Source organism: Microcystis sp. M113S1, from assembly GCF_020246945.1.
GTDB lineage: Bacteria > Cyanobacteriota > Cyanobacteriia > Cyanobacteriales > Microcystaceae > Microcystis.
In genome coordinates this window covers 1-8769 of the sequence record NZ_JADBSA010000427.1, presented here as the reverse complement: position 1 = coordinate 8769, position 8769 = coordinate 1, and the positions used below count along the sequence as shown (strand labels likewise).

Genomic DNA, 8769 nt, shown 5'->3' with positions numbered 1-8769 from the left:
TTATTGAGATTCCGATCAATAAAAATTAACCCAAAAGCCTTAAAATGTGTTAACCTACAGGAATTTCCCACTGATATGAAAGAATCGCCTAAAGTTGTTTTATTGTTGACCCATAGCGGCGATTTTTTCACCATTGACCGCGTGGCTGAGGCGATAGAAAAAAAAGGAGCCACACCTTTTCGCTTAGATACTGATAAATTTCCCTTAGAGGTTCAATTAGCAGCCCAATTTAATGGTAAAAAAAGTTTTTATCAATTAACCTATAACCATCAATCTATTGATAGTGAACAGGTGCAATCTGTTTGGACAAGACGTATTTGGCAACCTGAAATAACAGCGGATTTAGATCCTCAGTTTCGGGAGGCTTGTGTGCGAGAATCCCAGACGACTTTGGCTGGTTTTTGGGATAGTTTAAGGTCAGCGCGTTGGTTAGATAATTTAGCTAAAATTGAGAGGGCTAAAAATAAGTTATTACAACTTCGTTTGGCCTCAGAAGTTGGCTTAATTATTCCCCCTACCTTAGTTACCAATAATCCTGATGCTGCCCGGGAGTTTTTTTCCCAGGTTCAGGGACGAATGGTGAGTAAATTGTTAACTGCGATCGCCCACAGCATGGAATCGCCGGAATTTTTTCTTTATACCAGTAGGGTGAAAGCAGAAGACCTTGAGGAAGCGGAATCTTTACGCTATTGTCCTATGGTTTTTCAAGCGGAAATTCCCAAACAATTAGAATTGAGAGTTGTCGTGGTTAATGGACAGACATTTGTGGGAGCTTTAGAATCTTCTCAGTATAATAATTCTGCCGTAGATTGGCGAAGACCGGGTATTGATCCAGGTGCTTGGCAACATCATACTTTACCCGATTCACTATTGCAGCAACTTCAGATTTTTATGGCTAATTTAGGGTTGAATTTTGGGGCGTTTGATTTTATCTTAACTCCCGGGGGAGAATACGTTTTTTTAGAAGTTAATCCGGGTGGTGAGTGGGGAATGTTAGAACGGGATTTAGATTTACCTATTTCTCAGGCGATCGCCGATTTTTTAGTATGCTAAAAATCAAACCAAAACCTAATCAGGATTTTGAGGATTTTAGGATTATCAAGATTCTCAATCCAAAATCTAATCAGGATTCTCAATCCAAAATCATCAAGGAGATTTATGACCGTTTTACTTGTTACTTTTAGCCACGATAATGAAAGTATTCCTCTGGTAATCAAAGCCATAGAAACGATGGGTAAAAAAGCCTTCCGTTTTGATACTGATCGCTTCCCTACAGAGGTGAAAGTTGATCTTTACTCAGGCGGTCAAAAAGGCGGAATTATTACCGATGGAGAACAAAAATTAGAGCTAAAAGAAGTTTCTTCTGTTTGGTATCGACGCATGAGATACGGACTAAAATTACCCGATGGGATGGATAGTCAATTTCGCGAAGCTTCTCTTAAGGAATGTCGGTTAAGTATTCGAGGAATGATTGCTAGTTTATCTGGCTTTCATCTTGACCCAATTGCTAAGGTAGATCATGCCAATCATAAACAATTGCAGTTACAAGTGGCGCAACAATTAGGTTTATTAATTCCGGGGACTTTAACTTCTAATAATCCTGAAGCTGTCAAGCAATTTGCTCAGGAGTTTGAAGCAACAGGAATTGTGACTAAAATGCTTTCTCAATTTGCTATTTATGGAGACAAGCAAGAGGAAATGGTTGTTTTTACCAGTCCTGTTACTAAGGAAGACCTAGATAATTTGGAAGGTTTGCAATTTTGTCCAATGACTTTTCAGGAAAACATTCCTAAAGCTTTGGAATTACGCATCACTATCGTCGGTGAACAAATATTTACGGCGGCGATTAATTCCCAACAATTAGACGGCGCTATCTACGATTGGCGAAAAGAGGGAAGAGCGCTCCATCAACAATGGCAACCCTACGATTTACCGAAAAATATTGAAAAGCAACTACTAGAATTAGTGAAATATTTCGGTCTTAATTATGGCGCAATTGATATGATTGTCACACCAGATGAACGTTATATCTTTTTAGAAATTAATCCCGTTGGTGAGTTTTTCTGGCTAGAACTTTATCCTCCTTATTTTCCTATCTCCCAGGCAATCGCTGAAATCCTCGTCAACTCATAAACCAACTAATACAGAGTCAGAGTATCTTATCGCAATTATCCTATCTGGTGAGGGACAGAAGTTATCGCTTTTCAATTAGGAATGGGGAGCGGAGAACAGGGAAGAAAACTGGCGTACCTGATGACTCTGAATACCGCTATAAGTGTCACCGATGGGAGTGCGGGTGAGGTGAGGATTTGACTTGAGTAAGACGGCAATATATGTTACTATCACAGGGTAATCGCAGCTATATTGAAAAAGCTGCTACTCAAAACTAGGAACGACCATGAATTATCCCAATACCGAACAAAGTAAAGCAATCCCCTTCTTTGCTCGTTTTTTATCTGCGGACCAAGACGAGGCTCCGACTCCTGATTCCCCCCCCGATTCTGAACCCGCTCCCGTTTGGACTTGGAAATGGCCTTCTGACTGGGAAGATAGTTAATTAATTTAAAGATTGTTTTCAGTAATTCAGACAGAAAACAACCACCGCCATAAGTCAAGCAGGAGTAAGATTTATAGCGGTTTTTTGTTCTATTTAGAGTTTGCTAAACAAGTCAATTTGCCAGTGGAGGCAGCAGGGTAGAGGAGGGAGAAAGTGCTTAGTCAACTCAAAACTACTCTTCAGCAATTTCGACTTCTTTGGGAGCAACGGGTTCTTCGGCAGCAATTTCTACTTCAATAGCCTTTTTTAGGTTAAGTTTTAGAACTTGAGAAATTGGTAAACCTTCCACCTCATTAATCAGATATTCTTGAGTTTCTGTTTCACGACGCTTGAGATAGACTGTTTTTAGCAGTGCCTCAATGCCATAACCCGTCACAATGTCACCAATAATGGTAGAGAGGCCTAAGACCCCAAGTCCACCAATTAGTCCCAGAGGACCGCCTAACCCAAAAAGTGCGTAAATCATAGGATAGGCAGTAACGCTGGATGCGGCAACGGCAATAATGAAAATAATACCGGGGAGTCCCAGAGAAGCAAGTTTTTGAACAACTTCATCCAGAGAAATTCCCCAGGAGACAAGTTTTTTGTTGATTTCTGCGGGATTAATTCCCAGAAAATCATTGGGAATGACCGTTTCAGTAGTTTCCGTCATTGATGAGACTCCTAAAATCACTAAGTTGGATTGGTTGGTCGGGATTTCAGTCATATGTCAAGCCTAATTGAGATGTTCTTAACCTGACTTTTAAAACCATTATATATCAGCTTGTAGGATGCGTTAGGCGATAATAATCTTGACAACCGCCGTAACGCACCACTTTTAAATTTTTGAAATACCTGATAAGGGTTAAGAAAAACTTTTCGATCTACTTAATTTCCAGACCAAGACTTTCTCTCTTGCTTCTATCAGATCCATGCCGATTTTTTCTAAAACTCGCTTTGAGGCTATATTATCGGGAGCGCAGCCAGCGGTCACTGTTTGCATACCAGGTTGAGAAAGTGTCCAGTCCATCATTGCTTTTGTCGCCTCAGATGCGTAGCCTTGTCGTCGATATAACGGCGCTACTTGATAGCCAATTTCTACAGCATCTGTGGGTAAACCTGTGACATCAGGAATAATTTTGATCATCACATGACCAATAAGAGTATTTTCTGTTTGATGAATAATTAAACTCCCCCACCCCCACTCATTTTGTAAGGGGAATTGCAGCAAAATATTGGCAATATCAGGGAAAGCTTGAATCAACTCTTGTTCGGCCCAGTCAGCTGCAACTTTTACCCCCACAATTGTTGCTAATTCATCGATACCTATAATTGCGGCCTTGAGAAGTTCAAGCTTGAAGGGGACTAAATATAATCGTTCCGTCACCAGTTTTTCCAGTGCTTTCATTTGATAAAACTCCTATACCAGTTATCAGTTATCAGTTATCAGTTATCAGTTAGTAGCTTGTTAATCAACTTACCCAGCAAAAACCTGATTCTCTAGTTCTCCTGAGAGGGGAAAGTCTGAATACTCTGTCTCAATTTCAATCTGTTTGTCACCCCATTAGCTATATTCTCACCCATTTTAAGGTTTTTGGGTCTTTATCGTAACGATAATTAAAACCATCTTTGGCAGTAATGATTTTACCTAAACTGGCTCGATTACGAACGCTACTTAAAGAATAATCAGTTAGGGACTGCATTTGTTGATGGGACAAACCTTCGGCTATTTCAGAAACTCCGGCAATTTCCGCATCATGCTCAGTTTTAACCTCAAACAAAGGCTCTATTTTTACCGCCGAAAAATCTTCTAATTTTTTTGACATCATGACCAGGTCATTAACTTTTTTGCGCTGATAATCTTCTACAGTTGACAGCTGCCAATGGGAATTTTCTGTTAACTCTAAGACCCATCGATGATAATTAAATAAACTTTCCCGATGACCAACACTAATAAAAGTGGTTTCACTTTCCTGTAATTGCTGATATAAGCTGGCTTCATTGGCCAAATCTAAAGCGCTGGTTGCTTCATCTAAGATAGTAAAGGTAGGTTTAGTGATTAATAGTCGAGCAAAAGCTAATCTTTGCTGTTCTCCGAGGGATAAAATCTGTTCCCAGTTGACTTGTTTATCTAAGGTATTTTTGTCAGTTAATAAATGTTGCAGGTTGACTTTTTTTAAGATGTTTTCTAATTCTTCATCGCTCACCTGCTCATTGGTATGGGGATAAAGTAATTGCTGGCGTAAAGTGCCAAGGATAATATAAGGACGTTGGGGTAAAAATAACATTTTAGCTAAAGGAGGACGCACTAAACGGCCGCTACCTGCTTTCCATAAACCGGCGATTGCTCGTAACAAGGAACTTTTTCCTCGACCACTGGGGCCAATAATCAGTAAGCTTTCTCCCAAAGGGACAGAAACCGATAAATTTTCCACAATTACCTTTTCATAATCGGGAGTTTGTAGGGTAAAATTTTCAAAAGCTAGACGATTATCTTCCAGGGTGATAATACGACTTAAGTTTTTCGGCTCTTCACTGGCAACTTTTAAGGCATCTGTCAAAGTGGCTAACCGTTCAATATAACTGGAAACTTTACCCGATGTTCCCCATTCAGTAATTAATTGTCCCAAGGCATTAGAAAAAAGAAAACAGCATAAACTAGCTTGACTAATTTCTCCATAATCGATTTCGTTTTTAATAAACATCGGGGTCAAAATAAACATTGAAAATACACTAATTGCTGACTGATAACCTCGATTAAAAAGATTATTAAACCGTTCCCAATTTATCAGTTTTTCCGAGCTTTTAATAAGCCGTTCAAAACGACCTTCAATGATTTTTTCTTCCTGCTCTTCTCCCTGAAAAAAAGCAATTGATTCGGCGTGGTTACGCACATGGGTTAAAGCATAACTATAATCCGCCTTATCATTAAGCTCCGATTGATTAATTTTGTTTAATTCTTGAGTTAGATAAATTGCTATTAAATTTCCTGCGATCGTATAAATTATTAGATAAACCGCAATTTGTGGGGAAATTGTCCAAAGAATGATCGCAAAAGTAATCATTTGTAACCCTTCTTCCATGAAGGTGATTAATAACCTTAGGGTCATGGTCGTAATTGGTTCAATTTCTTGAGATAATCTTTGATCGGGATTTTTTAAAGCTGAGGTAAAATCAATGTTATAATAAGCGCGATCATTGAGATATTTTTTAACGGTTTGTTTGGTTAACCACTTATACCAATCCAATGCCACTTGACGACGAATAAATTGAGAAAAAGCAAATAACCCCGTTGTTCCTATAATCAACAAACTGGATAACCAAAGCGTATTTAGATATTTAGAAAGATCTCTATCTTCAATAATAATATCGAGTACATAACGATTCCAGTAGCTACTAAAAGCTTCTACCCCGACTGTTGCCAAGATACTTAAAAGGATCAAAGCTGACATTCCCCAAGAAATGATCACATCTCCAAAGGCACGTCCATTTAACTCCGTTGGATACCAATAGGGTTGAGCGACAATTTTTAGGCTTTCCCAAAATTGACCAAATAGTGAAAAGGGATTCTTGGAGGACTGGTCGGACACCACAGGGTTTTCCGTTGCTTGTTTAGTAGTATATTGGGGCATCTACATCCAATTGGTGGTTCTTTTACTGTTCTCTTGACAACTCAATATCACATTGTAGCGGGAGAATTACCTCTTGTTGTCTTTTGATAACATTTTTATCTCGAAGTAGCAGTTTCAGGGGTGCAGTATGAAAGTGACCTATGACTAAGAACTACTTTACCCACTTTTGTTACTGTGCCACTTTACAATACTGATTACTGTTTACTGTTTACTGATCACTGAAAAACCCCCATCTCTCAATCTCCGTGATCCTCAAAATGATTAGCTAGTAGGAATTTTTGACTGGTATTCAACTCTTGCCAAAGCTGGTTAATTTTCTCGTAAGCTTCCGTGGAGGTAATCTTTCCCCCAGTGTGTAAACCAGCGATAAAAGAGACTCTCAGGGCGAATTCCTGCAAATTAGCGTTAAAAACTAAATTTTGTGGCGTGAATAAACCCCTGTAGCTGGTTTTAGGGTAGAGAAAGTTATCTTTAGAATTGAATTTTTCCATTGTGACCGACCCCCCAGTATAGGATACCTACATTATTATATATTTAACCTTTTGTTAATCCAAGCTTAACCTAAGAATTTAAACCTGTCTCTAGATTCTTCAGAGAGTAGCTGCTGAACTTGATTAGCTGCCGCTATCCCGGAAGTTAAGGCCGTTTCTAGGGAAGAATTTCTCGATAAATCTCCCCCTTGACACCAATCACCACAGGCAACTAGAGGTAAAGGACTATTAACACTTAAACAGGGTACAGCTAAACCCTGACGGACTAAAGCATAACGCCAACGGTGAATCCATGACCAATCGGGGAGAGGCAAAGAAGCACGAGAGAGCAAATCTAGCTTAACTGCTTCTAAATCCTCGCTATCGAGATATTTAACCGCAAAATCTCCACTACTATGCACAACAAAGACATAATCAGGGGATGATTGCCGTTTACTGCTATCAAGTCCTAACCAAGCGATATCGGTGGAGGGAGCAACTGCGGGTAAAGAATCGCCATAACCCACCATTACCGTTAAACAGGGATCGTAAACGATTGATCGCAATTCTGGCATAGTAGTTATGTGAGAGTTTTCTAACAATAACGCTGCTTGCGGGGCGGGAATAGCCAAGACAATTACCGGAAACTCTCCCCGAATTTGACCGTTATTGTTTAAAACCCATTTTTCTTGACGATTTTCCAGACGAGTAACCAGAAAATCTCGTTCAATTTCTAAATCTTTAGCTAAAAATTTCGCCACGCTATTGATGCCAGAAGGAGCAACATAGCTAGAATCAAACCAAGAAGTAACTATATTCTCTCTCAGGAGATTATCAATTAAAGCCGCCGTTTTTTCGCCCTGAATAGTCAAAAAAGGCAAGCCATGATCCACAGCAATCTCTTGATTGGCTCGGTTAACCCGTCGCGTGGCTAAACGACCACCAATACCTCTAGACTTATCAAATAGCTTAACAGTATAACCTCGATCGCACAACTGACGAGCGCAGGTTAACCCGGCTAAACCCGCGCCAATGATCCCAACATTAATCGAAAAATTTGTCACTAGCCTTCCTAATCCTGTAAACCCTTGAGTTAATATTAGTAGTAATCGGCACTAGCGAAACTAAGTTGATTATTGGGGACCAGGAGGACAAACCACATTGGACGAACTACGCACAGCTTTGGAGTTAGCCACCGAGGAGGAACTACAGCAAATCACTAACATCCTCTTTTGCCGTCGTTTTAACCCTCTCGATTATCTACGAGCGCCGGACGCAATCGCCGTTCAAAGTCAAGATTGGGAAAGTTGGTTAGATAGTGTCGAGGATCGTTTTCGTTACCTGGCTGCCGATGGTGTGACAGTATTAAAAGGTCAAACGGAAAAAGTTAGTTATCGTCAAATTCTGGTCCGTGTCTGTCATTTCCTCAAGGTTCCCTACTCCCAAAAAATGCCGACAACGGAAATTGAAGCGGAAATCTATCTTCACCTCGTTAACAAAGCTTGGAAACGTCTCCCCCCATCGGAACAAAAATCCCTCTCGATTCAAATTCAAAAAGCGCTCGCGGATTCCCACACTCCCCAACCCTTACCGGTTCACCTACAACACAATCCCCTCGATATAGTCCTCAAAGGCAGTAGCGTCATCGCCATTAATTCTATCCTGAAACCGATTCTGCTCAAACATATCGCCGGGCAGTTCGCTCTTCATTTTGTCCGCTATCAAGGGGCAAAAACGGCCGTAGTCCAGGGTGGGGCAATTGTTAATCAAATCGCCCTACAAACGGCTAAACAGGGCATGACTAGGGCGGCAGCCCGCTATGGAGCGGTCAGAACCGTGTTAAGTTTGGTAGGACCGGCTCTATGGGGTTGGTTTATTGCTGATCTCGGTTGGAAAGCGATCGCCACTGACTACGGCCGGATTATCCCGACTATTTTTGCCCTTGCCCAAATTCGTCTGACTCGTGAGGATTGTTGGCAACCTGCCTAGCTTGACATCCTCGCCGCCCTAAAAGTGCGGCGATTCCTAAACCTCACGATTTAAGTTTCTGCTTCCACCACCGTCGCATACCACAGTTAAAAAACCATGTACTGTCTTACACAGAGTCCACAGACTTTCGCCCCATTTCAGA

At 40.6% G+C, this 8769-nt stretch carries 10 protein-coding genes; 4 read left to right on the top strand and 6 right to left on the bottom strand.

The features are described 5' to 3' along the window. Window positions 1-75 precede the first annotated feature (75 nt). Complete coding sequence (locus tag IM319_RS21765; protein ID WP_287736893.1) at window positions 76-1053, top strand: MvdC family ATP-grasp ribosomal peptide maturase; 978 nt, start codon at window positions 76-78, stop codon at window positions 1051-1053. 105 nt (window positions 1054-1158) lie between these two features. Beyond that, complete coding sequence (locus tag IM319_RS21760) at window positions 1159-2133, top strand: MvdD family ATP-grasp ribosomal peptide maturase (protein WP_004158185.1); 975 nt, start codon at window positions 1159-1161, stop codon at window positions 2131-2133. Between the two features lie 75 nt (window positions 2134-2208). Here the strand turns inward: IM319_RS21760 and IM319_RS21755 are convergent, their stop codons facing one another. Next, window positions 2209-2346 (bottom strand): hypothetical protein, encoded by a 138-nt coding sequence (locus tag IM319_RS21755; RefSeq protein WP_004158186.1) that lies wholly within the window; start codon window positions 2344-2346, stop codon window positions 2209-2211. 52 nt (window positions 2347-2398) lie between these two features. Here IM319_RS21755 and IM319_RS21750 point away from each other — a divergent pair, with 52 nt between their 5' ends. Beyond that, the gene (locus IM319_RS21750; protein ID WP_004158188.1) at window positions 2399-2557 is read left to right on the top strand and encodes a microviridin/marinostatin family tricyclic proteinase inhibitor; all 159 of its coding nucleotides are present in this window, start codon (window positions 2399-2401) and stop codon (window positions 2555-2557) included. 172 nt (window positions 2558-2729) lie between these two features. Here IM319_RS21750 and IM319_RS21745 read toward each other — a convergent pair whose 3' ends face one another. The 5 genes from IM319_RS21745 to IM319_RS21725 all read right to left on the bottom strand — a co-directional run bounded on the left by IM319_RS21745 (window position 2730) and on the right by IM319_RS21725 (window position 7702). Beyond that, window positions 2730-3209: a hypothetical protein gene (locus tag IM319_RS21745; protein WP_004158189.1), complete on the bottom strand. Its 480-nt coding sequence runs from the start codon at window positions 3207-3209 to the stop codon at window positions 2730-2732. Between the two features lie 192 nt (window positions 3210-3401). Then, entirely contained in the window at window positions 3402-3944 is a 543-nt protein-coding gene (locus IM319_RS21740) for a GNAT family N-acetyltransferase (protein ID WP_004158190.1), read from the bottom strand. A gap of 160 nt (window positions 3945-4104) precedes the next feature. Beyond that, entirely contained in the window at window positions 4105-6168 is a 2064-nt protein-coding gene (locus IM319_RS21735; protein ID WP_287736890.1) for an ABC transporter ATP-binding protein/permease, read from the bottom strand. A gap of 236 nt (window positions 6169-6404) precedes the next feature. Then, on the bottom strand, window positions 6405-6659 hold the full coding sequence (locus IM319_RS21730) for a DUF7219 family protein (RefSeq protein WP_287736889.1): 255 nt from the start codon (window positions 6657-6659) through the stop codon (window positions 6405-6407). A 65-nt stretch (window positions 6660-6724) separates the two neighbouring features. After that, complete coding sequence (locus IM319_RS21725) at window positions 6725-7702, bottom strand: NAD(P)/FAD-dependent oxidoreductase (RefSeq protein ID WP_287736888.1); 978 nt, start codon at window positions 7700-7702, stop codon at window positions 6725-6727. Between the two features lie 97 nt (window positions 7703-7799). Here IM319_RS21725 and IM319_RS21720 point away from each other — a divergent pair, with 97 nt between their 5' ends. Next, window positions 7800-8627 carry a YaaW family protein gene (locus IM319_RS21720; RefSeq protein ID WP_043996993.1) on the top strand — a complete coding sequence of 276 codons (828 nt, stop codon included), beginning with the start codon at window positions 7800-7802 and terminating at the stop codon, window positions 8625-8627. Window positions 8628-8769: the final 142 nt, after the last annotated feature.